Source organism: Pseudoclavibacter chungangensis (assembly GCF_013410545.1).
GTDB lineage: Bacteria > Actinomycetota > Actinomycetes > Actinomycetales > Microbacteriaceae > Pseudoclavibacter > Pseudoclavibacter chungangensis.
On record NZ_JACCFV010000001.1, the window covers coordinates 3865087 to 3887736 of the forward strand.

The window sequence follows — 22650 nt, forward strand, 5'->3', positions numbered from 1 at the left end:
CCGGCCTGAGCCCCGCCACTCCCCCCGGAGCGGTGCAACGTGATGGGCCCGGAACGGCCTGTGCTCGTGCGTGTCGGGTTTCCTCGACGCGATGGAACGTGCGTCACCGACGCGACGGGCGCGCCGACCTTTCAGATCCTACTGACAGCGAGGTCACGCGTTGGTCGCGGGAGGTCACGTTCGCACAACTGTCCACCCGGTCACCCCCAGCGCTCACTCCCCACCCGACCCCCCACCCGACCCCCCCGAGCCCCCACCCGAACCCCCGCCCCGCCCGTGCCCCACAAACAAAGCCGGGTTGTTGCTACCGGGCCCCGGGCCGGGTAGCAACAACCCGGCTTTCTCTGCTGGCCCTGGCGGAGTGAGATCAGAGGGGGAGCGTGAGCACGAGCGTCGGCACCGCGACGAGCGAGACCGCTGCGGCGATCACGAGTGCGCGTGCGCCGAGGCCGAGCGGAGGGCGCGGATCGGCGAGTCTCGTCAGCCGCGCGCGCAGCACGGTCGTGCGCTCGTCGAAGCCCTCGTCCACCTCGGCGGGCGCGGTCGCGCGATCTCCGTGCTCCGCCTGGCCGGTGATGTGCGCCCGCTCCGCGACCGTGAGGGCGGCCCGCGCGACCGTCGAGTCGTCCGTCACGGCACGTGCCCGGTCGTCCGCGAGCATCTCGACGAGCGCCGTCACGCTCGATTCCGCGAGCGCCGCGATCGGGAATCCCGGCAGCGCGGCATGCCATGCGCGGAACGCGATGAGCACGATGTCGTGGCGCTGCTGCAGGTGCGCCTCCTCGTGGGCGACGACCGCCGTGAGCTCCTCGCGCGAGAGCGAGTCGATGAGGCCCTTCGACAGCACTGTCAGACTCCCGAACCCGCGCGGCAGGCAGTACGCGAGCGGCGTCGCGTCGTCGAGCACGCGGGTCTTCTCCCGCGTCGGGTGCGGGGAGGACAGCAGCGCGAGGAGTTCGTCGTGGCGCTTGCGCTGTGCCCGCACCCGAACCATCGTCGTCGCGAGGTTCGCGAGCAGGTAGCCCGCGATCGTGGCGGCGGCGAGCAGCGCACCGAACGAGATGATGGGCAGCGCGACCTGGCCACCCGGGAGCGAGGAGCGCACCGCGCCGAGCACGGCCGACGGCAGGGAGTCGCCGTAGGGCGCGAGGCCGAGGCACAGCGGCGCGCCGATCATCGACAGGCCACCGGCGAGCGCGATCGCCTGCCACAGCACGAGCGCCGTCCCCGGCGCGCGACTGGGCCAGCCCGCGCGAGCGAGCAGCATCGGTGCGGGCCAGGCGAGCAGCACCGCGAGGACGGCGAGCGCGGCGGCGGTGAGGAGCACGGCGCCGCCGGGACTACGCGCGGGGTTGGAGCAGGTGCCGCAGCGTCTCGGCGTCGGCCGGGCTGACCCCGCCCACGAAACGCTCGAGGACGGCCTGGTGGTCGCTACCGTCGACGAGGACCTGGTGCATGAGCTCGGCCATGTAGTCGGCGCGGGCCGCGGTGGGCTCGTAGTGGTGGGGGCGCGAGCGGCGCTCGACCGTCACGAAGCCCTTCTTCTCGAGGCGGCCGAGGACCGTGAGGACGGTCGTGACGGCCGGGGCCCCGTCGCCCAGTACCTCCTGGAGCTCGTAGGCGGTGCGTTTGCCGTCGGCATCCCACAGGGCGTCCATGAGGGCGCGCTCGAGGGCGCCGAGGGTCGCGGTGGAGTGGGCCATGGCTGGATTCTACCCGAGGTCGAAGAATTTTCGCGTGTCGTCGAAGTCAATTCGCCTCGACGTCGAACTAGTTCTACGGCCTGTAGAAAACGTCATAGACTCGTCGTCATGGATCCGCTCGACATCGCCCGGTGGCAGTTCGGCATCACCACCGTGTACCACTTCCTCATGGTTCCCCTGACCATCGGTCTCGGCGCCATGACGGTCTACTTCCAGGCCCGCTGGGTGCGCTCGGGCGACGATCGCTGGCTTCGCATGACCAAGTTCTGGGGCAAGCTCTACCTCATCAACTTCATCCTCGGCGTCGCGACCGGACTGGTGCAGGAGTTCCAGTTCGGCATGGCGTGGAGCGAGTACTCGCGCTTCGTCGGTGACGTGTTCGGCGCACCGCTCGCGATGGAGGGCCTGCTCGCGTTCTTCATCGAGTCGACGTTCCTCGGCGTGTGGATCTTCGGCTGGGGTCGCCTGCCGAAGAAGGTGCACCTGACGTCGCTCGTGCTCGCGGTCACGGCGTCGTGGGTCTCGGCCTACTTCATCATCGTCGCGAACTCGTGGATGCAGCACCCCGTCGGTGTCGAGCTCGTCGACGGTCGGCCCGTGCTCACCGACATCTGGGCCGTGCTCGGCAACAACACCGCGATCGCGGCGTACACGCACGCGCTCGCCGGGTCGCTCGCGGTGGCCGGCGGATTCCTCATCGGCATCTCCTGGTACCACCTGTGGCGCCGTCGCCGCGACGGCATCGACACGGTCGGCGCGGACGGCCAGGTCATCGTCGGCGAGTCGAGCCAGGTCCCGAGCCGTGACCGGACCGACCACTCCGTCTGGATCTCGTCGCTCCGCATCGGGGCCGTCGTCGCGATCTTCGGGTTCGCGGCCGTCTCGATCACGGGCGACATCCAGGGCAAACTCATGTACGAGCAGCAGCCCATGAAGATGGCCGCGGCCGAGGCCGCGTGCCACACGGGTACCGACTTCTCCGTCCTCTCGCTCGGTGACCCCGGTACGCGCGATTGCTCGAGCATCGTCACGGTCATCGAGGTTCCCGGCGTCCTCTCCTTCCTCGCGAAGGGCGACTTCACGACCGAGGTGCCCGGCATCACCGAGCTCGAGCCGCAGTACCAGGAGATGTACGGCACGACGATCCCCGACGACCCGCGCTACGGCGCGCACGCGGGCACCGAGGTGCAGTACGTGCCGCTCATGTGGGTCACGTACTGGGGCTTCCGTCTCATGATCGGTCTCGGCGCGATCTCGGCCTTCGCCGCGGCCGTCGCCCTGTGGCTCACGCGCAAGGGCACCGTGCCGAGTTCGATCTGGATCATGCGACTCGCGATCCTCGGCATCGTCGCGCCGTTCGCCGCGAACTCGGCGGGCTGGATCTTCACGGAGCTCGGACGACAGCCGTTCGTCGTCGCACCGAACCCCGACCCGTCGGGCGTCGACGGCGTGTTCATGTACACCGCGGCCGCGGTCTCGCCGGGTGTCACCGCGGGTGAGTTGCTGTTCTCGACCATCTCGCTGACGCTCGTGTACGGCGTGCTCGCGATCGTCGAGATCGCGCTGCTCGTGAAATACACGCGCGGCGGCGTTGCGGCGGCGATGCCGGAACTCGCGGCACACCACGACGAATCCGACGACCACGACGACGGCGACGGTCCGACGGACGGCGACGGTGCGGACGGCGAGAAGCCCCGCAAGGCCGCGTCCGACGACGTCCTCGCCTTCGCCTACTGACGACCCGAGCGGAGAATCGACATGGAACCCCTGCAGATCGTCTGGTTCGGCGCCATCGCGGCGCTGTGGATCGGCTACCTCCTCCTCGAGGGCTTCGACCTCGGCGTCGGCATGCTCATGCTCGTCGGTGTCCGCGGTGACGCGGAGCAGCGCGAGCAGGACCGCCGCGTCATGCTCAACACGATCGGCCCCGTGTGGGACGGGAACGAGGTGTGGCTCATCACGGCGGGCGCGGCGATCTTCGCGGCGTTCCCACTCTGGTACGCCTCGCTGTTCTCGACCCTGTACGTGGCGCTCACGCTCGTGCTCCTCGGCCTCATCATGCGCGCCGTCGCGATCGAGTACCGCGGCAAGCGCAACACCGACCGGTGGCGCACGATGTGGACGTGGGCGCTCGGTCTCGGCTCGTTCGTCTCGGCGTTCGGGATCGGCGCCGCGCTCGCGCTCACGACGACCGGTCTCCCGATCAACGAGTACGGCGACCGGGAGGGCGGCCCGCTCTCCTGGTTCTCGCTCGGTGCCGTGCTCGGTGGGCTCGGTGTCGTCGGGTTCAGCATCGTGCACGCGCAGGCGTTCCTCGCGCTCAAGTCCGATGGTCCGGTGCGCGAGCGCGCGAACCGCTTCGCGCGCAGCTGGGGGCTCCTCCTGCTGCTGCCGATCGTGGGCTGGGTGCTGCAGGTGCAGTTCCTCTCGGGCTCGGTGTGGTCGTGGGCGCTCGTCGTCGTCGCGGTGCTCGCGCTCGTCGGCTCGATCGTCGCGGCGTTCCGGCGTCGCGAGGGATGGACGTTCGTCGGCATGTGCGGTTTCCTCGTCGCGGGCGCCGCGGCGATCTTCACCGCCGCGTTCCCCGTCGTCATCCCGTCGACGCTCGACCCGGCGTTCGATCTCACGATCATGAACGCCTCCAGCTCCAGCTATACCCTCGGCGTCATGACCATCGTCGCGTCGTTCGGCCTGCCGCTCGTGCTCGCCTACCAGGCGTGGAGCTACTGGGTCTTCCGCCGTCGCGTCGGCCCCGAGTCGATCCCGGCCGCCCACACGGTGACCCCGGCGGTGCACCAGGATGCGTGACGGCGTCGACGCCGCCAGGTCCGTTCCCGCCGATGCGGGCGACCGGGCGGCGCCGACGCCCGACGGCGCGCCGAGCGGCGCGCTCGCCCGCGTGCGGGCGCTGCTCTCGGAGCGGCTGCTCGAGGCGGGCCTCGGCCCGGAGGGCGCGCGGACCGTCCTGACGCTCGGGTTCCTCGCCGCGACGAGCGCGATCGCGCTCGTCGTGCTCGCCGAGTCGATCGCGTGGGGAATCGTCGGTGTCGCGCAGGGCGACGACGTGCGGCGCCCCGTCGCGTGGGGTGCCGCCGCGGCGATCGTGCGCGCGCTCGCGGGCTGGGCCTCGGGCGTCGTCGCCGATTGCGCCGCGATCGGGGCGAAGACGTACTGGCGCACGTCCCTCGCGACGCGTCTCACGCGTCCGCTGCCCGCGTCGGGCGCGGGAACGGGCGAGGCCGCGACGCTCGCGGGGCCCGGCCTGGATGCGCTCGACGAGTACTTCACGCGCGTCGTCCCCGCGGCCGTGCAGGCCGCGGTCGTCCCGGTCGTGCTGGGGCTGCGCATCCTCATGGACGACTGGGTGAGCGCGATCGTTGTCGCGCTCACGATCCCGCTTGTCCCCTTCTTCATGATCCTCATCGGAAAGCACACGCGGGACCGCGTCGACGAGGTGACCGACGAGCTCGCGCGGCTCGCGGATCACCTCGTCGAACTCGCGCGCGGGTTGCCCGTGCTCGTGGGGCTCGGGCGCGCGGACGAACAGGCCGCCGCGCTCGACGGCATCCAGCGGCGTCTGCGCCGGCGCACGAACGCGACGCTGCGGCAGGCGTTCCTCTCGGCCCTCGCGCTCGAACTCATCGCGACGATCTCGGTCGCGGTCGTCGCCGTCTTCCTCGGCGTCCGGCTCGTGAACGGCACCGTCGAGCTGCAACCGGCGATCGCGGCGCTCGTGCTCGCGCCCGAGTGCTACGCCGCGATCCGTGCCGTGGGCACGGCGTTCCACCAGGCGCAGGACGGCACGTCCGCACTGCGGCGCGTGCGCGACGTGCTCGACGCGCCGGACGCGCCCGCGGGGTTCGTGCGAACGGAATCGTCGGACGCCGCGGTGCCCGTTCGCGTCCGCGAACTGACGGTGCGTCGTCCGGGGCGCAGCGTCGATGCCGTCCACGGGGCGAGCGTCGACGCGCGACGCGGTGAGATCGTCGCGATCACCGGGCCGAGCGGGGCCGGGAAGTCGACCGTGCTCGCCGCGATCGCGGAGCTCCTCGGGCCGGACGCACTCGTGCACGGCACGATCGCCGCACCCGCGGCGGACGAGCTCGCCTACGCACCGCAGGACCCGACGCCCTTCACCTCGACCCCGCGTGCCGAGTTCGAACTCGCCGCGGGCCGATCCGGCGCGGGCGACGCGGAGCGTGCGTTCGCCGCGGCCGTGATGCTCGACACACTCGATCTCACGGGCGCGGCCGACCGTGACGCCGCCGAACTCAGCCCCGGTGAACTGCGTCGCGTCGCCGTCGGCCGGGCACTCCTCCGCGTCGACGCGGGCGCGCACGTGCTGCTCCTCGACGAGCCGACGGCGCATCTCGACCCCGTCCGGGCCGAGCTCGTGCGGCGGGCGATCGCGCGGCGCCGCGGCGACGTCGCGACCGTCCTCGTCACGCACGAGCCGGAGACGCTCGCGCTCGCCGACCGTCGCGTCGCCATCGAGGCCGCTGCGGCCGTTCCGCACGGAACCCACGACGTGTCGCTCGATGAACCGCTCCCCGCGGGACCGCGGACCGTCCTCGGCGTGGCCGCGCGGACCCCGACCGTGCTCGAGGACGCCACGCGGACAGTGACCGGTCCCGCCACGCCGCACTTCGGCCCCGCAGAGTCCGCGGCGCTCGACACGGCCGTCGTGGACGTCGAGGGCGAGACGTTCGCGTCGGCGTCCGACGCCGAGGAACGCGACCTCGCGGCGACCGCCGCATCGAGCGCCGTCGGGTCTCCCGCGACGCCCACCGACGGGCCGTCGATCGACACGACGTTCGATGGTCGGGCGGCGAACGACGCCCCGACGGGCCCGCGCGCCTCGGCGTTCCGGGCACTCGGGCTCGTGCTCGCGCCGGCCGCGTTCCGGTGGACGGGCGCGGGCGTCCTCGGTGCGATCGCGCTCGCGATGTCGCTCGGACTCGCGGCGGTGAGCGGTTGGCTCATCGTGCGGGCGAGCGAGCAGCCCGCGATCATGTACCTCCTCGTCGCGATCGTCGGTGTGCGCTTCTTCGGCATCGGCCGCGCGGTCATCCGCTACGTCGAGCGGCTCGCCTCGCACGACGCCGTGCTCCGCTCGGTCGACGTGCTGCGCATCCGGCTCTGGCGGGCCCTCGCACGCCGAGGTTCGGCCGAGCGGAGCCTGCTCGAACCCGGACGCGCCGTCGGTCTGCTCGTCACGAGGCTCGGCCAGGTGCGCGACCAGGCCCCGCGCGTCGTCGTCCCGTTCGCTGCCGGTGTGCTCGCGATCGGCGCCGTCGTCGTCGCGATCGCACTCGTGACGCCGCCGATCGCGGCACCCCTGTGCGTCGCGCTCGTCGCGACCCTCGTCCTCGCGGTCGTCGTGGCGATCGTGGCCGACCGGGCTGCGAGCTCGGCACGTGCGGCGCGGCAGCCGCTGCTCACGGCGCGGGCCGCAGCGCTCGCCGCAGCGGGGCCGGTGCTGCGCGCGAACGGCGTCGCCGACCGGGCGATCGACGACGTCGTGCGTGTCGACGCGGATCTCGCCTCGGCCCAGCGCCGTGCGGCGTGGGCCGCGGGCGCCGCCGGGGCGGTCGCGGTGGGCGGCACGGGGGTGCTCGCCGCGCTCACCGCGCTCGCGGCGGCGGGGAACGTGCCCGCGGCGCTCACGGCCGTCGTCGCGCTCCTGCTGCTCGCGTGCGCCGACCCGGTGCAGGGCGTCGTCGACGCCGCGCAGCGGGCACCCGCGCTCGTCACCGCCGCGCGCGGTCTCGCGCCGCTCCTCGTGCGCGAACCCCGCACCGCCCGTCGCGTCCCCGAGCCGGCCCCGACGCCGGGCGACGCGCCTCGCGACGGCCTCGTGCTCGACGCACTCGCCGCCCGCTGGCCCGGGACGAGCCGCGACGTGTTCGCCGACATCGACGCCGAGGTGCGCCGCGGCGAGTGGCTCGTCGTCGAGGGGCCGTCGGGGTCGGGGAAGTCGACGCTCCTCACGGTGCTCATGGGTGGGCTCGCGCCGTCCCGCGGCGACGTCGTCCTCGACGGTCTCGATCTGGCCGATGCCGACGACTCGACGTGGCGGACGCGCATCGCGTGGTGCCCGCAGGAGGCCCACGTGTTCGACTCGACGCTGCGCGGCAATCTGCTGCTCGCGCGGCCGCGCGACGACGCTCCGAGCGAGGACGAGATGCGGCGCGTGCTCGAGCGGGTCGGGCTCGGGCCGCTCCTCGAGTCGATGCCCGACGGACTCGACACGAGGGTCGGCGCCGGCGGGCGGGCGCTGAGCGGCGGCGAACGGCAGCGCGTCGCGGTCGCACGCACGCTGCTCGGCGACGCCGAGGTCCTCCTCCTCGACGAGCCGACGGCGCACCTGGACGCCCCGACGGCCGAGGCGCTGCTCGACGACCTGCGGGCGGCGACCCGCGACCGCATCGTCGTGCTCGTCACCCACCGGGCGGACGGGCTGCGCCCCGAGGACCACCGGATCCTCCTCGGTGCCGAGCCGGCGGTCGCCGGCGGGGCGCGCGTCGATCGGGCCGCGTCGGCCGCCGGCTGAGCCCGCCGACGGCGCGCACGCGTCCGCCCGGCTCGACGCCGGGACAGGCTCGAGCCGTTCGGTGGTTCGGGTGCGCCCTGCGTGTGGCACGCTTTCCCCGTGCACGTGCGAGTCGGAGTCCGCGTCGGCGCGGGCGCCGGCCTGCTCGCGGCCGCGGCGATCGCCGTGGGCGTCGGTGCGTGGCCGGCGGGGGAGGTGCTCGCGCTCGGTGAGCGCGTGTGGCCCGTGCTGCTGTTCGCCGTCGCGATGACGGTCGTCTCGGTGCTCGCGAGCGAGGCGGGCATGTTCGATGCCGCCGCGCGGCTCGCGCGCCGCCTCGCCGGGCCGCGGGCCATCGCGCTGTGGGGTGTCGTGATCGCCCTGACGATCGCCTGCACCGTGTTCCTCTCGCTCGACACGACCGCCGTGCTGCTCACACCGGTCGCCGTCGCGCTCGCGCGTCGCATCGCGCTCGATCCGCGCCCGTTCGCGCTCACGGTCGTGTGGCTCGCGAACACCGCGTCGCTCCTCCTGCCGATCTCGAACCTCACGAACCTCCTCGCGTTCGAACGCATGGGCGTCGCCGGCCCGCTCGGGTTCGCCGCCATCATGTGGCCCGCCTGGCTCGCATGCACGCTCGTGCCGATCGTGTTCGTCGCGGTCCGGTTCCGACGACAGCTCGTCGGCCGCGGCTCGGCTGCGGCGACGGGCGACGGAGCCGCCTCGCGGGGCGCCACCACGGGGACAAACGGGCACGAGAGGGACGGTCCGGCCTCGGGCGCGCCGCACGAGGTGGCCGCCCGCAATCGGCCGCATGACCGGGCGCTCCTGCGCCGGGTGTCGATCGTGCTCGTCGTGCTGCTCGCCGCGCTGCTCACGGGCGTGCGGGTCTGGATCCCCGCGACCGCGGCGGCCCTCGTCCTCCTGTTCGTCGTGGGTCGAGCACGGTCGGGTGTCCTGCGCCTCTCGCTCGTGCCGTGGCGGATGCTCGTCCTCACCCTCGGCCTGTTCGCCGCGACGGGCGCCCTCGGGTCGATCGTCGTCCACGGCGCTCTCGCGCACCTTCCGGCACTCGGTGACACGTTCGGCGGGCTGCTCGCCACGGCCGGTCTCGGCGCCGGCACCGCGAACCTCGCGAACAACCTTCCCGCCTACCTGCTGCTCGAGCCCATCGCGACCTCGCCCGCACTTCTCGCGGCGCTGCTCGTCGGCGTCGGGGCGGGGCCCCTCATCACACCGTGGGCATCGCTCGCGACGCTCCTGTGGCAGGAGCGGCTCGTCGCCGACGGCGTGCGCGTCCGCTGGGGCGAGTTCGTGTGGTGCGGCGCGATCATCGCCCCCGCGTGCCTCCTGCTGGGCTGCCTCGGCGTGCTCCTCGTCACCTGAGCCGATCCCCGGGTGGATAGGGGCCCCGCCCACGCCGCGCAATCGCTGGATTCGGTTCACACCGGATCGTGGGAACGCGAGCCGGGATCCTTAGGCTGAGCGCATGCTCCTCGAGCTCTCACCCACCGACGTCACGAACATCCGGTTCGTGCTCTCGCCGTGGGAGGAGACGGTCACCGCCGTGCGGGCCATCGCGAAGCCTCCGGGTCTCCACCGGCCGTGGGCCGAGCGCGCACGGGCGAGGCTGCGCGAGAGCCCGGACGCGGCGCGGCACTGGAATCTGCTGCGCGCCTTCATCGTGCCGGGCGGCTACATCGCCGACGCACTCATCCCCACCCCGGAGCGCGAGGAGACGATCGAGCAGGCCGCCGAGCGCGTGCGCCGGCAGGATCGTGCGCTGTGGCGCGAGGATCTTGAGCTCCTGCGGGGATACGCCGATCGACCGGCGACGGCGGCGCAGCTCGACGTGTTCGAGGAGGACGTCGCCGTCGGTGCCGAGCGTCTCGTCGAGGCCGTCGAGTGGGTGTGGCGGCTCACGGTCGAGCCGCACTGGCATCGCATTCGCGGGCTCGAGGTCGGTGACATCGAGCATCGGCTCGCGCTCCTGGCACGTGGTGGCGTCGACGAGATGTTGCGCACACTCCACCCGGACGTGCGTCGCGAGACGGGAGGGCTGTGGATCGACAAGAAGGACTGCATCCGCTGGGCCGGCAGCGAGGGGATGGGGCTCACGCTCATCCCCTCGGTGTTCGCGTGGCCGGGCACGCTCGTGCTCAATCGGCCGCCGTACGTGCCGACGCTCGTGTACGCGCCGCGCGGCATCGGCGCGCTCTGGCTCGACGACGAGCCGCAGGACGTCCCGGAGCCGCTCTCCACGCTCATCGGCGGCACGCGGGCGGCCGTCCTGCGGCAGCTCGACCTGCCGATGACGACGACCCAGATCGCGCGGCACCTGAACATCGCGCGCGCGTCGGCGAGCGATCACCTCAAGGTGTTGACGTGCTCGGACCTCGTGAGTGCACATCGCCGCGGGCGCGAGGTGTTCTATCGTCGGACGGAGCTCGGCGGCTCGCTCGCGGGGTGTGTCGATCCCGGGGCCGTTCACGCGCGGGACGAACGCACCGCATAGCCTCGGCGCGTGTCATCGACCTCGAACCCCTCGGCGCCGCTTCGTCGCCGGCTCGGCTTCCGCGACGCGACGGCGATCGGCCTCGGCTCGATGCTGGGTGCGGGGGTGTTCGTCGCATTCGCGCCGGCCGCTGCGGCCGCGGGCGCCTGGCTGCTCCTCGGACTGCTCGTGGCGGCCCTCGTCGCGAGCGCGAACGCGATCTCGACCGCGCAGCTCGCCGCGCGAAACCCGAGATCGGGTGGCGCGTACGTCTTCGGCCGGGAGCGTCTCGGGCCCTGGCCAGGGTTCGTGGCCGGGTGGGCATTCGTCGCCGGCAAGGTCGCGAGCTGCGCGGCGATGGCGCTCGCGGCCGCGAGCTACCTCGTCCCCGAATGGCTCGTGAAGCCGCTCGCGACGACGGTCGTGGTGTTGCTCACCGCCGTGAACCTCGCGGGCATCACGCGCACCGCGGCGGTCACGCGCGTGCTCCTCGGCATCGTGCTCGCGATCCTGGCACTCGTGGTGACCGCGGGGGCGGTGGCGCTCGGTGCGTCCGGGTTCTCGTTCGGCGCGGCCGACGCGCCCGCGGAGGCGGTGGGTCCATCGGCGGTACTGGGGTCGGCGGGCGTCCTGTTCTTCGCGTTCGCGGGCTATGCGCGCGTCGCGACACTCGGGGAGGAGGTGCGCGAGCCGGAGCGGACGATTCCGCGGGCGGTCATCGCATCGCTCCTCTCGGCGCTCGTCGTGTACGCCGTCGTGGGTGGCGTCGCGCTCGCGGTGCTCGGCCCGTCCCGGCTGGCCGGTTCGACCGCCCCATTGGTCGATGTCGTGACCGCGAGTGGCTGGTCGTGGTGCGTCCCACTCGTCCGTGCCGGGGCGGCCGTCGCGGCCCTCGGGGCACTCCTCGCCCTCATCGCCGGAATCGGTCGGACCGCGTTCGCGATGGCGCGCGAGGGCGACCTGCCCCGATCGCTCGCGGTGGTGCGCGCCCGCACCGGGGTGCCCCACCGCGCCGAGGTCGCGGCCGGGCTCGGCGTGATCCTGCTCGTCTGGACCGTCGATCTCGGGTTCGCGATCGTCCTGTCGTCGTTCTCGGTGCTCGTCTACTACCTCGTCGCCGATCTCGCGGCGTTCACGCAACCGTCGCACGAGCGCCTCGCGCCTCGTGTCGTGCAGGTGTTCGGTGTCGTCGGTTGTGCGGTGCTCGCGGTCACGTTGCCGTGGCAGGCGATCGTGCTCGGCGGTTGTGTGCTCGCCGCAGGCCTGCTCGTTCGGGCGGCGGTACTCGTACGTCGCCGCGGCCGGTAGGAGGGGGCCGACGTGCCTGGCCGATGCGTCGGCCCGACGCGTCAGTCCGGCGTGGCGCCCGTTCGGACGTGCCGGTCGGCACGTCCGCTGGTCGGGAGGTCCTTCGGTCGCTCGAAGAACCACACGACGACGAAGCCAACGAGGATCGCGATCGCGGGCAGCAGCACGGTCTGCGACATGGCGGTCGCGAAACCGTCGACGACCACGGGCGGCAACTGTCCTGTGCCGAGGCCGGAGGTCGAGTCCGCGGCCTGGGGCAGGTTCGCGGTGAGGCGTGATTGCATGAGCGCCGCGATCGAGGCCGAGCCGATGACCGAGCCGACGGTGCGCGAGGTGTTATAGATGCTCGCACCCGAGCCCGCGTCGCGGGGTGTGAGGTTGCGCGTCGCGGTCATCGACAGCGGCGCCCACATGCCCGCGTTGCCGAACCCCATGAGCGCCGACGGCAGGAGGTACATCCAGATCGGCGTGGACGTGTTCATGAGCGAGGCGTACCAGAACAGCGAGAGCGAGACGAGGAAGAGCCCCGGGATGACGAGGAACCGTGCGTCGACGCGATTCAGCAGGCGGCCCGTGAACGGTGCGAGCACGCCGCCGATGACGGCCATCGGCACCATGAGCAGGGCGGACTGCGTCGGCGTGAGCCCGCGGGCGAGCTGTGTGAAGAACATGAGCGGCAGCGTCATGCCCGTCACGGTGAAGCCGACGAGGGCGATGCCGATGTTGGCGAGCGAGAAGTTGCGGTCGCGGAACAGGCCGAGCGGGACGAGCGGCTCGGATCGCGTCTTCCACTGTTGCAGCACGAAGAGACCGAGCACGACGATGCCGGCGATGATGAGCCCCCACACCGAGATCGGGCCCCAGATGACGCCCCACGAGAACTTCTCGGCCTCCTGCAGGCCGAACACGATGCCGAACAGCGCGAGGGCGCTCAGGACGACGCCGAGGTAGTCGAAGCGGTGCGCGTGGGTCTCGAGCTTCGGAACGTAGATCATCGCGAGCACGAAGCCGATGATGCCGACGGGCACGTTGACGAAGAAGATCCACTCCCAGCCGAGCGCGTCGACGAGCAGGCCACCCGCGAGCGGGCCGACGAGGGTCGCGACGCCGGAGGTGGCACCCCACAGGCCCATGGCGGTGCCGCGGGTGCGCGGCGGGAAGGTGCGGGTGATGACGGCCATCGTCTGCGGGGTCATGAGCGCGGCGCCGAGGCCCTGCACGGCACGTGCCGCGATGAGTTCGCCGAGGCTGCCGGACAGGCCGCACCAGAGGGACGAGAGCGTGAAGACCGCGAGGCCGATGAGGTAGATCGGCTTCGGTCCGAAGCGGTCGCCGAGGCGGCCCGTGATGAGGAGCGGCACCGCGTAGGCGAGGAGGTAGGCGCTCGTGACCCACACGACGTTGTCGAGGTTGGTCGTCGCCGGGTCGAGCGCGGCCTTGATGGCGGGGTTCGCGACCGAGACGATCGTCGTGTCGACGAGCAGCATGAAGGAGCCGATGACGAGCGCCCAGAGGCCCGGCCAGGGGCTCGGTGTCGGTGGTGTCGGTGTGGCGGCGGCGGACGGCGTGCTCGCTGCAGGGCGGATCGCGTCGACGGATTCGGAGTCGGTCATTCGGGAACGCTCTCTCGTGGGGTGTTGGAGGCGTCGTCCTGGCGGGCGGCGTCGGATCGTGCGGTGTCAATGTGCGTGGTGTCGTCGGCGGCGGGGGAGTCCGCGGGGACGGAATCCATGGAGTCCGGGTGCGAAGAGTCCGGTCGCGACGAGCCGGAGGGTGCCGAGTCGGGGTGCGCCGTGTGTCGGGGCGCGGGACCATGATGTGCGGAGTCGGGCTGTGCGCGCCCGGCGACGGCACGTCCGCTGCCGACGACCGCGTGGAGCCAGTCGATCTCGTGGCCGCGGAGTCGATCGAGCAGGCCGTCGAGCCACGTGAGATCGGCTTCGAGCAGGTGCTGGTCGCGTTCGATCTCGAGGAGGAACAGTGCGGGGACGCCACGGGTCCCGGCCTTGTCGAGGCCGGCGCGCTGTTCGGCCGCGAGCGTGGCCAGGGTCGCCCGGCGTCGGGTGAGGAGCGCGATGACTTCCTCGAGGGGGAGGTTGTGGGACTCGGCGAGCGCGACGCGGAACTCCGCGGGGCGCCCGATGGTGTCGAGGTTGTGCCGGACCCATGCGGTGACCGCCTCGGTGCCGGCCTCGGTCAATCGATACGTCGTGCGCTCGGGGCGGCGGCCGTCTCGGTCGACGCCGAGTTCGACGACGAGGTGCTCGGCTTCGAGGCGGGAGACCGCGTTGTAGACGGCACCCGTGGTCGTGGGCACCAGGCGGTCGTCGTGGCGTTCGAGGAGGAGTCGACGCATCTCGTACGGGTGCATGTCACCTTCGCGCAGGAGTGCGAGAAGCATGACCCCGAGGGGCGTGAGTCGGGCGGTCACTTTGATCCTCTCCGCAAATTAGTACGCGCAAACTATACGCCTGGTTCGAGAACGCGCAAGGCGCGGGCGCGGCGTCGAGCGGCGTTCCCACGGAGGGGTCGCGACTGTGGCGGGTCGAATCGTGGTGGCGCGACCGGAGCTCATGCCGGTGCGGCGGCCGTGTGGCTCGGGGGCCCGGGGGCCGGGGTGCGGCGGCGTGGCTGCGAGTCAGTCGGCGCGGCGGACCGTGAGTGTCGAGGCGAGGTCGATGTCGGAGGGGCCGCCGGGGACGCCGGCGCGATGGACGAGGACGGCGCCGAAGATCGCGCTCCAGAAGGTGCGTACGTCGCGTGCGACGCCCTGCTCGCTCACCCAACCCCGCTCGGACATGATGCGTTCGAGGTAGCGCTCGGACTGGCGGAACAGGAGGTCGATGAGCGTGCGGAGCGTCGGTTGCGCGGGAGGGTTGTCCTGTGCGATCGCGAGCGCTGCGACGACGTGGGGCATCGATGGGACGTGCATCGCGGTGCGGGCGATCGCAGCGCGGAAGGACTCGGGCGTGCGCATGTGGCGGCCGGCCGACTGGATGCGTTCCGTGTCGAGGAGCAGGAGGTTGAACGAGGCCTCGATGACGAGGGCGTCCTTCGATCCGAAATGGTGCGTGATCTGGTTGGGGTAGACCTCGGCGGCCTCGGAGATCGCACTGACCGTGACGCCGGGCCCGTGCTCGCGAAGAAGCCCCATGGCCGCCTTGCGGATGCGCGACCGCGTTGCCGCGCCACGATGCGGGCGGTGTCGGGCGCGAGATTCCATCCTGTGATTGTATGTGATACAAGTTTACTTGGTCGTCATACAAGTTCTATCGAGGGAGCAGCTCATGCGCGTCGTCATCACCGGTTACGGGGCCGTGACCCCGCTCGGCAACGGCGTCGAGGCACTGTGGAGCGGGCTGCTCGAGGGGCGGTCGGGAATCGCGGAACTGCCCTCGGAGGGTGGCCTGTGGGATGTGCTCCCGGTTCGGGTGGGTGCCGCCGTGCCGTTCGATGTCGTGGCGACGCTCGGTGCGGTCAAGGCGCGACGTGTGGATCGGAGTCAGCAGTTCGCGCTTCTCGCGGCGCAGGAGGCGTGGGATGACGCGGGAGCACCCGAGGTCGACGGTGACCGGTTCGCGGTCGTGGTCGGGACGGGGATCGGTGGGGTCGAGACGCTCCTGACGCAGGACGACGTGCTGGAGGCGTCGGGGGCGCGTCGGGTGTCGCCGCGCGCGGTGCCGATGCTCATGCCGAACGGGGCGTCGGCGCAGGTCAGTATCGAGTTCGGGGCGCGTGCGGGGACGTTCACGACGGCGTCGGCGTGTGCGTCGGGTGCCGAGGCGATCGCGATGGGCGCGCGGCTGATTCGTGAGGGCGATGCGGATATCGTCATCGCCGGTGGCGTCGAGGCGGCGGTGACGCCGCTCACGATGGCCGCGTTCGCGCAATCGCAGGCGCTCGCGAAGCCGGACGAGTTGCCGGTCGATCGGCTGTCGCGGCCGTTCGACGTGACGCGGCGCGGGTTCGTGCTCGGTGAGGGCGCGGGGCTCGTGGTGCTCGAGTCGGAGGCGCACGCGGCCGCGAGGGGTGCCCGCGCGCGTGTCGTGTTGGGCGGTTTCGGTGTGACCTCCGACGCGTTCCACATCACGGCGACGGAGCCGGACGGGCGAGGTCAGGCGCGCGCGATGGCGAAGGCGATGCGCATGGCCGAACTCGAGCCGACGGACATCGTGCACGTCAACGCACATGCGACCTCGACCCCCGTGGGCGATGTGAGCGAGGCGGCATCCGTGCGAGCCGCGATCGGCGACCACGTGACGGTGACCGCGCCGAAGTCGGCGATCGGCCACCTCGTGGGTGGCGCGGGCGCGGTCGAGGCGATCATCGCGGCGAAGAGCGTCGAGACGGGACTCGTGCCGCCGACCCGCAACCTCACCGAGATCGATCCCGAGATCGGGCTCGATGTCGTGACGGGCGCGCCGCGCGAGGGGGCCGTGCCTGCGGCCATCAGCAATTCGTTCGGGTTCGGCGGCCAGAACGTGTCGCTCGCGCTCCAGGCGGTGTAGCTCGCGCGCGCCAGGCTGTGTAGCTCTCGCGCGCCAGGCTGTGTAGTCGGGGAGACGCGCCCGTGCCCGAACCCAGGGGTGCGCGGCTGGGCGGAGTAGAAGCGTCGACCGGGAGGACTGGTGTGCCCGGTTTCGTGCGGCAGCGCCGGAGACACCGAGGCCGAGGCGGCGAGATCGTCCGCCACCGATCGGGGGCGCGGGTGGCTCGGTAGCGATCGGGAGGCAGATGCCGCGTGGCCTGGTGGATGTGGCGGTGACGGGGAGACCGAGGTCGCGCTGTCGAGGTCGAGTGCCTGGTCGGTGTGGGAGTGATGGGGAGGCTGGGGCCGGGCCGTTGAGGTCGAGTGCCTGGTTCGTCTTGCAGGACCGGGTCGCTTGGATGGAGATGTCGAGACCAACTGGTCTCGCTCGTACTGCTGTGACCGGACAGGCGACATCGAGCGACTCGCACCGAGCCGCGGCGATCGGACAGCCGAGACAAGGGCGCCTTGGTCGGAGCGGTCAGCGGTCAGCGGTCTGGGGTCAGCGGCCGTCGGCCGGGCGGTCTCTGCAGGGGCATCCGGATTCAGAACGGTGGCGGATCGCACCCGGCGTCGGCGGCGGTGGCGCCGGCGGCGGGGTCGGGGTGCGCCTTGCTCCCGACGCTCCCCGGTCGTTGCCTGCGTGGGACGGCTCGGCGTTGTGCGGTCGCGCGTGCCACGGTGGATGTCTCGAGCTCGGGGTCGAACTCGAACTCCGCTTCCATGCTCGTGCGTGGACGTTCGGTGACCGGTCGAATCGTGGGTGCGATCGAGTGTTCGGAGGTGTCGAGCGCGCGAACCAACCCCGCAGGCTGTGCCGGGCGGGCGTCTCCGCCTGGTGGGTGGCCGCCGCCGTTTGGTGAGTGGGCGCCTCCGCTTGGCGGATGGCCGCCGGCCGGTGGTTGGCCGCCTCCGCCTGGCGGATGTTCGTGCTCGTCGTCGTGGTGGTATGCCCAGGAGGGGCGGAATCGTGGCCCGATGGGAACGGGTCGGTCGCTGTACCGGTCGCCGTTGGGTGAGAACCACACCAACCGCCCCGGCTCGCGTTGTTCGACGCGCCAGCGGGTGGCGTGCTTGAAGGCGTGGTGTCGGCGGCACAGGTGCGCCATGTTCCCGAGCGAGGACGTGCCGCCGTCGGTGACCGCGATGGTGTGGTCGATATCGCACCGCCTGGCGGGGCGGGTGCAGCCAGGGAAGCGGCAGTGCCCGTCCCGCACGCGGAGGAACTCGCGCTGCGCCGCCGTCGGGAAGCGCGTGTCGCTCTCGCGAGCGACGCCCGTGATCGGATCGGTCAGCACCCGCAGGAACGACGGTGCACGCGAGGCGAGTTCCCGCGCCTGCTCCACCGGAACCGGCACCACGCCGTCCAACAACGCGGGATCATCACCACCATCGAGAAGGGACAGGACGGGCACCGTGATCGCGACGCGCGCGTTGATGCCGCCGGCCGCGCCGTGCGGTGACCCGCACCCGTCCGCGGGGTCGCTGGTGAGGACGAGTTCGCACAGCAGGTCCGCGCGGATCTGATCGTGCGTGCGAGGTTCGTCCGGCCCGGTGAGGGCTTTGGCCTGTTCGGTGAGGCGGTCGAGCATTGCCGCGCCGAGGAGGGTGGGGACGTGTGCTTCGAGTCGGCTCATGCCGTCGTCCTCGTGCACGACCCGCACCCCGCGCTGTTCGCGCGCGATCTTGTGGCGCTCGTCGAGGCTCTCCCGCATGAGCGTCTGCGCGGCGCGCCGCGCGCGAGCCCGCAACCTGGCGGGCGTCTCCCGCGAGGCCCCGTCGACCACGGCACGTTCGTACGCTTTGCGGGCGTCGTCGTCGGGGAGGCGTCGTCCTTCCGCGAGGATCACGCGCACGTGCGCGAGCGAGAGGTGCCCGTCCCGGAGCATTCCTTCCGTGGCGGGGAACGCGTCGCGAAGCATGAGGCTCTCGCCGAGCTCCCGCGACACGACCGGCTCGGACCGCGCGGTCGCGAGCGCGAGCTGGGCGGTGCGTTCACGCATCGCCGTCACCACCGCATCATCACTCCCGGGAAACTCCTCCCGAGCACTGGCGAGGGTCGCTTCGTGGATGAACGCGAGCAGCTCTGCACGGCGGGCTTCGGCCTTCGCGATGAGCTTGTCCTCGGCACGGATCGCGTCCAGCGCCAGGTCGAAGGCTTCGTCGTGGGCACCGATGCCGTCGAGGTGCTGCAGGCGCATCATGAACGCAACGTGCGGCGCGAGACGCGCCTGACCACGCGGCCGAGAGCGCGCGTCACCACCAGCCGACGGGCGCGCGTCACCACCGACCGCCGGACGCGAGGCCGCGTCCGGGGCCGGTGCGGCAGCGGTGCCGTCGTGCTCGTGATCGTTCATACCCACACCCCATCACCACCCACGGACATTGCGATCGGCCGGCGAAGTCGGGTGGATGAACCTCCGGGGTGCGGCAGGCACGACCCCGAGATCGCGAAACGGCGCACGTGACCGCCAGCCGCGGGACACGCGCAGGTGTCCGAGGCAGGGGCGGCGGCGCTGCCGTCGGGCTCGTGATCGTTCATACCCACACCCCATCACCACCCACGGACATTGCGATCGGCCGGCGAAGTCGGGTGGATGAACCTCCGGGGTGCGGCAGGCACGACCCCGAGATCGCGAAACGGCGCACGTGACCGCCGGCCGCGGGACACGCGCTGGCGTCCGAGGCAGGGGCGGCGGCGCTGCCGTCGGGCTCGTGATCGTTCATATCCACACCCCATCACCACCCACGGACAATCCGATCCGGCCACGGACCGGACACCGCGACGAGAGCGGGAACGGGGTTCGGGAAAACCCTCGAATGGTTGCGCGCTCGACCACGAACTGCACGAAGGCTCACGTCACCGCCGGCCGACGGACGCGAGGCCGCGTCCGGAGCCGGGGCGACAGCAGTGCCGTCGGGCTCGTGATCGTTCATGCCCACACTCCATTACCACCCTCGGACACTCCGTCATTACCACCCTCGGACACTCCGTCCCGGCTCTTCGATCCGACATGGATCGATGCTGGGTCAGCGGCTGAAGCGACGCTGCGCGCGTGGCGTCGTCGGCAGGCGAGGCAGGCGAGCCAGGGAACGCTGCGGCCCTTTACCGGCTCTGCGCATTCTAGGTGGGGGTGAGGGGGTCAAGTCCGCCGGCGATCAGGAGCATGCGGAGCCGGTAGTTGTCGTAGTTGGTGAAGCCGCGGGCGATCCGGCGGGCGAGTTCGATGAGCCCATTCACGGCCTCGGTGCCGCCGTTGGATGAGCGTCCTGTCGCCCAGTAGGCCAGGAACGCGGCTCGCCACTGGGTGAGGGTGCGGCCGAGGCGGGCGATTTCGGGGATCGGGCAGGACGGGAACGATTCGAGAACCTTCTCGGCGATCTTGTGCCCTTCGACCAGGTTGGGGTGCCGGTAGGCGTCGCGGAGCTGCTGGGCGGCGTGCCAGGCGACTTCAACTTCAACGTGCTCCTCCCTCGTCGCGAACGCCGCGTCGAGCCGGGACCGCTGCCTGTCGGTGAGGCGCTCCCGTCCGGCGCGGAGGATGTTGCGGATCCCGTAGAGCGGATCTCCCTTGCAGCCGCGATGGCCGAGGGTGTCTTGCTGGACGCGGCGACGGACGTCATCAACCGCGGCGGTGCCGAGCTTGACGACGTGGAACGCGTCCAGCACCGCGGTCGCGTCGTCGAGTTCGTCGTCGAGGGCCTTCTTGTAGCCGGCGAACGGGTCAAGAGCTGCGATCTTCACCCCGGCACGGAACTGTTCGTCCCGCTCCTTGATCCAGTCTGCGTACGCCTTCGAGGATCGACCTGGCACCAGGTCCAGCAGTCGCGCCCGCACGCGTCCCGTGGCGTCTCGGGTCAGGTCGACCATCCCGGTCAGCTCCTTCGGACCGCGCCCGCCGTCGGCGACGGGCTTCGTGGACACGTGATGCCACAGGTGCTCGTCCACGCCGAGCACCTCGACGCCATCGAACCGGCCAGGGTCCTGCTCGCGGCGCTGCAACTCGGCCTCCACGTGCGTCCAGACCGTGCGCCACGCGACGCGCAGCTGCCGAGCGACACCGCGCACTGACGCGTTCTCGCGGCGCATCTGCGCCACCGCCCACGCCACCGCGCGAGCCGTCAGCGCTTTGTTGGCCGCCGCGACGGCCGGGTTCTGCTCCGTGAATGAGCGCACCCCGCACCCGTCCTGGCGACACCGCCAGCGGCGCTTGCGCCACCGGACCCGAACCGGAGTCCCGCCCATCGGGGCGTCCGTCAGAACGAGCACCTTCCGTCCCGCCGACTCCGCGACCACTCCGCACTCAGGGCAGCCGACCGGACCCGGCGGCGACTCGGCATCGATCACGAGCACGCCATCGCCGCGACGCTCGACCCCGGCCACCCGGAGCCCGTCGAGTCCGACGAGCAGGTCGCAGCGATCACAGTAGACAGCAGAACATGGGCGCGCGGCGGCGCAGCGCGTAGCATCAGGCACGGGTCGAGGTCTCCGGACGAACAGGTTGCTTGGTCGCTACCGATCCTCCGGGCCTCGACCCACCTCACCCCGTCACGCCACGCCCGAGCGCCTCACCCCACCCAGAATGCGCAGAGCCGCCAAAGCTGCTTCGTCCGCGGGAATCGGCGGCGGTGGAACAGGGGAATATCCTCCATCGTCGCTTCCGATATCTGGCTCTTCGGACATCTGGTGGGGGTCATGGGGTGAGTCCGCCGGCGGCGAGGAGCATGCGGAGTCGGTAGTTGTCGCGGTTGCGGAAGCCGCGGGCGAGGCGGCGGTGGAGCTCGATGATCCCGTTCACGGCCTCAGTGCCGCCGTTCGATGATCGTCCGGTCGTGAAGTAGGCCAGGAACGCTGCCTGCCAACGGCGGAGGGTGCGGCCGAGGCGGGCGATCTCGGGGATCGGGCAGGTGTGGAATGTGTCGACGACCTTCTCGGCGATCCGCCGCCCCTCGACGAGGTCCTTCTGGTGGTAGGCGGAACGCAGTTGCTGGGCGCACTGCCATGCGACGAACACCTCGTCGTGCGCGGGGTCGGCCTCGATCGCTGCCGCGAGCCTGGTCCGCTGCTTCTCGGTGAGGTTCTCGGCGCCGGCGCGGAGGATGGTCTGGATCCCGTAGAGCGGGTCGCCGGTCCGACCGCGATGCCCGAGGGTGTCTTGCTGGACGCGGCGGCGGACCTCGTCCACAGCGGCGGTGCCGAGCTTGACGACGTGGAACGCGTCCAGCACGGCCGTGGCGTCTTCGAGCTTGTCGTCGATCGCGGTCTTGTAGCCGGCGAACGGGTCAAGAGCTGCGACCTGCACGTTCTTCCGGAACGCTTCGCCGCGGTCTGCGAGCCAGGACGCGTAGGCCTTCCCGGAGCGGCCGGGCACGAGGTCGAGCAGCCTGGCCCGCGTCTTTCCGGTGCTGTCGCGGCTGAGATCGACCATCCCGGTCAGTTCCTTCGGGCCGCGCTTTCGGGGGTCGACGTGATGCCAGATGTGCTCATCGACGCCGAGGGTGGTGACGTTCTCGAACCGGGACTCGTCCTCAGCCAGTTTGACCAGCTCGGGCTCGACGGCCCGCCACACCGTCTTCCACGACGTTCCGAGCTGACGGGCGATACCGTGCACGGTGGCGTGCTCGCGGCGCAGCTGCCCGATCGCCCAGCCGACGGCGCGCGTGGTGATCGACCCGCGCCGGGCCACCAGACCCGGGAGCTGCTCCACGAACGTCCGTCGCACGCATCCCACCTCGTCGCACCGCCAGACCCGCTGCCGCCACACGATCCGCACCCGCGTCACGCCGGGCACATCATGAAGCACCCGTCGGCGACGTCCGCGGCCGGTCGCGACGACCCCGCACGACGGGCAGCCGGTCGGTGCCGCCGGGCTCGAGACGGTCACGATCAGCAGCCCGTCACGGCGGTCAACGTCCTCGACATGGACCCCATCGAGGCCGAGCAGCAAGTCGCAGCGGGAACACGGGCAGGCGGCGGAGCACGCGTCAGCGCACCCCGAACTATCGTGAGACACGTCGAGGTCCTCGGTTGGAGCAGCAGTTGGCGCTACTGATCCTCGGGGACCTCGACCCCTACCCGCCGACC

15 protein-coding genes are annotated in these 22650 nt (G+C 71.7%); 7 read left to right on the forward strand and 8 right to left on the reverse strand.

Annotation, left to right across the window (positions count from 1 at the left end):
- Positions 1-367 precede the first annotated feature (367 nt).
- Both HNR16_RS17185 and HNR16_RS17190 read right to left on the reverse strand, forming a co-directional pair.
- Positions 368-1327 (reverse strand): M56 family metallopeptidase, encoded by a 960-nt coding sequence (locus HNR16_RS17185; protein WP_225738002.1) that lies wholly within the window; start codon positions 1325-1327, stop codon positions 368-370.
- 13 nt (positions 1328-1340) lie between these two features.
- Complete coding sequence (locus HNR16_RS17190; protein ID WP_158042117.1) at positions 1341-1703, reverse strand: BlaI/MecI/CopY family transcriptional regulator; 363 nt, start codon at positions 1701-1703, stop codon at positions 1341-1343.
- 108 nt (positions 1704-1811) lie between these two features.
- Between HNR16_RS17190 and HNR16_RS17195 the strand changes: the two genes are divergently transcribed.
- The 6 genes from HNR16_RS17195 (at position 1812) to HNR16_RS17220 (ending at position 12037) form a co-directional block, all read left to right on the forward strand.
- A complete protein-coding gene (locus HNR16_RS17195; protein ID WP_158042118.1) occupies positions 1812-3440 on the forward strand; it encodes a cytochrome ubiquinol oxidase subunit I in 1629 nt (542 codons plus the stop codon).
- A gap of 21 nt (positions 3441-3461) precedes the next feature.
- Positions 3462-4511, forward strand: a complete 1050-nt coding sequence (gene cydB, locus HNR16_RS17200) for a cytochrome d ubiquinol oxidase subunit II (RefSeq protein WP_158042119.1) — start codon at positions 3462-3464, stop codon at positions 4509-4511.
- Positions 4504-8256 carry a thiol reductant ABC exporter subunit CydC gene (cydC, locus tag HNR16_RS17205; protein WP_158042120.1) on the forward strand — a complete coding sequence of 1251 codons (3753 nt, stop codon included), beginning with the start codon at positions 4504-4506 and terminating at the stop codon, positions 8254-8256. Before cydB ends, cydC begins: the two co-directional genes overlap by 8 nt.
- A gap of 99 nt (positions 8257-8355) precedes the next feature.
- Positions 8356-9621: an ArsB/NhaD family transporter gene (locus HNR16_RS17210; protein ID WP_225738003.1), complete on the forward strand. Its 1266-nt coding sequence runs from the start codon at positions 8356-8358 to the stop codon at positions 9619-9621.
- A 103-nt stretch (positions 9622-9724) separates the two neighbouring features.
- Positions 9725-10750, forward strand: a complete 1026-nt coding sequence (locus tag HNR16_RS17215) for an ArsR/SmtB family transcription factor (protein WP_158042121.1) — start codon at positions 9725-9727, stop codon at positions 10748-10750.
- 9 nt (positions 10751-10759) lie between these two features.
- Positions 10760-12037 carry an APC family permease gene (locus HNR16_RS17220; protein WP_225738004.1) on the forward strand — a complete coding sequence of 426 codons (1278 nt, stop codon included), beginning with the start codon at positions 10760-10762 and terminating at the stop codon, positions 12035-12037.
- 41 nt (positions 12038-12078) lie between these two features.
- On the opposite strand, the gene HNR16_RS17225 is transcribed toward HNR16_RS17220, so the two are convergent.
- The 3 genes from HNR16_RS17225 to HNR16_RS17235 all read right to left on the reverse strand — a co-directional run bounded on the left by HNR16_RS17225 (position 12079) and on the right by HNR16_RS17235 (position 15260).
- Positions 12079-13650, reverse strand: coding sequence for a DHA2 family efflux MFS transporter permease subunit (locus HNR16_RS17225; protein WP_158042122.1), 1572 nt, complete (start codon positions 13648-13650; stop codon positions 12079-12081).
- Positions 13647-14468 carry a PadR family transcriptional regulator gene (locus tag HNR16_RS17230; protein ID WP_225738005.1) on the reverse strand — a complete coding sequence of 274 codons (822 nt, stop codon included), beginning with the start codon at positions 14466-14468 and terminating at the stop codon, positions 13647-13649. The genes HNR16_RS17225 and HNR16_RS17230 overlap by 4 nt, the downstream gene beginning before the upstream one ends.
- 207 nt (positions 14469-14675) lie before the next feature.
- Positions 14676-15260: a TetR/AcrR family transcriptional regulator gene (locus tag HNR16_RS17235; protein WP_158042123.1), complete on the reverse strand. Its 585-nt coding sequence runs from the start codon at positions 15258-15260 to the stop codon at positions 14676-14678.
- A gap of 64 nt (positions 15261-15324) precedes the next feature.
- Here HNR16_RS17235 and HNR16_RS17240 point away from each other — a divergent pair, with 64 nt between their 5' ends.
- On the forward strand, positions 15325-16545 hold the full coding sequence (locus HNR16_RS17240) for a beta-ketoacyl-[acyl-carrier-protein] synthase family protein (protein ID WP_158042124.1): 1221 nt from the start codon (positions 15325-15327) through the stop codon (positions 16543-16545).
- A 565-nt stretch (positions 16546-17110) separates the two neighbouring features.
- Here the strand turns inward: HNR16_RS17240 and HNR16_RS17245 are convergent.
- The 3 genes from HNR16_RS17245 to HNR16_RS17255 form a co-directional block, all read right to left on the reverse strand.
- Positions 17111-18922 (reverse strand): HNH endonuclease signature motif containing protein, encoded by a 1812-nt coding sequence (locus tag HNR16_RS17245; protein WP_158042125.1) that lies wholly within the window; start codon positions 18920-18922, stop codon positions 17111-17113.
- Positions 18923-19689: 767 nt separating this feature from the next.
- On the reverse strand, positions 19690-21042 hold the full coding sequence (locus tag HNR16_RS17250) for an ISL3 family transposase (protein ID WP_179558104.1): 1353 nt from the start codon (positions 21040-21042) through the stop codon (positions 19690-19692).
- Positions 21043-21259: 217 nt separating this feature from the next.
- On the reverse strand, positions 21260-22579 hold the full coding sequence (locus HNR16_RS17255) for an ISL3 family transposase (protein WP_420850437.1): 1320 nt from the start codon (positions 22577-22579) through the stop codon (positions 21260-21262).
- Positions 22580-22650 lie beyond the last annotated feature (71 nt).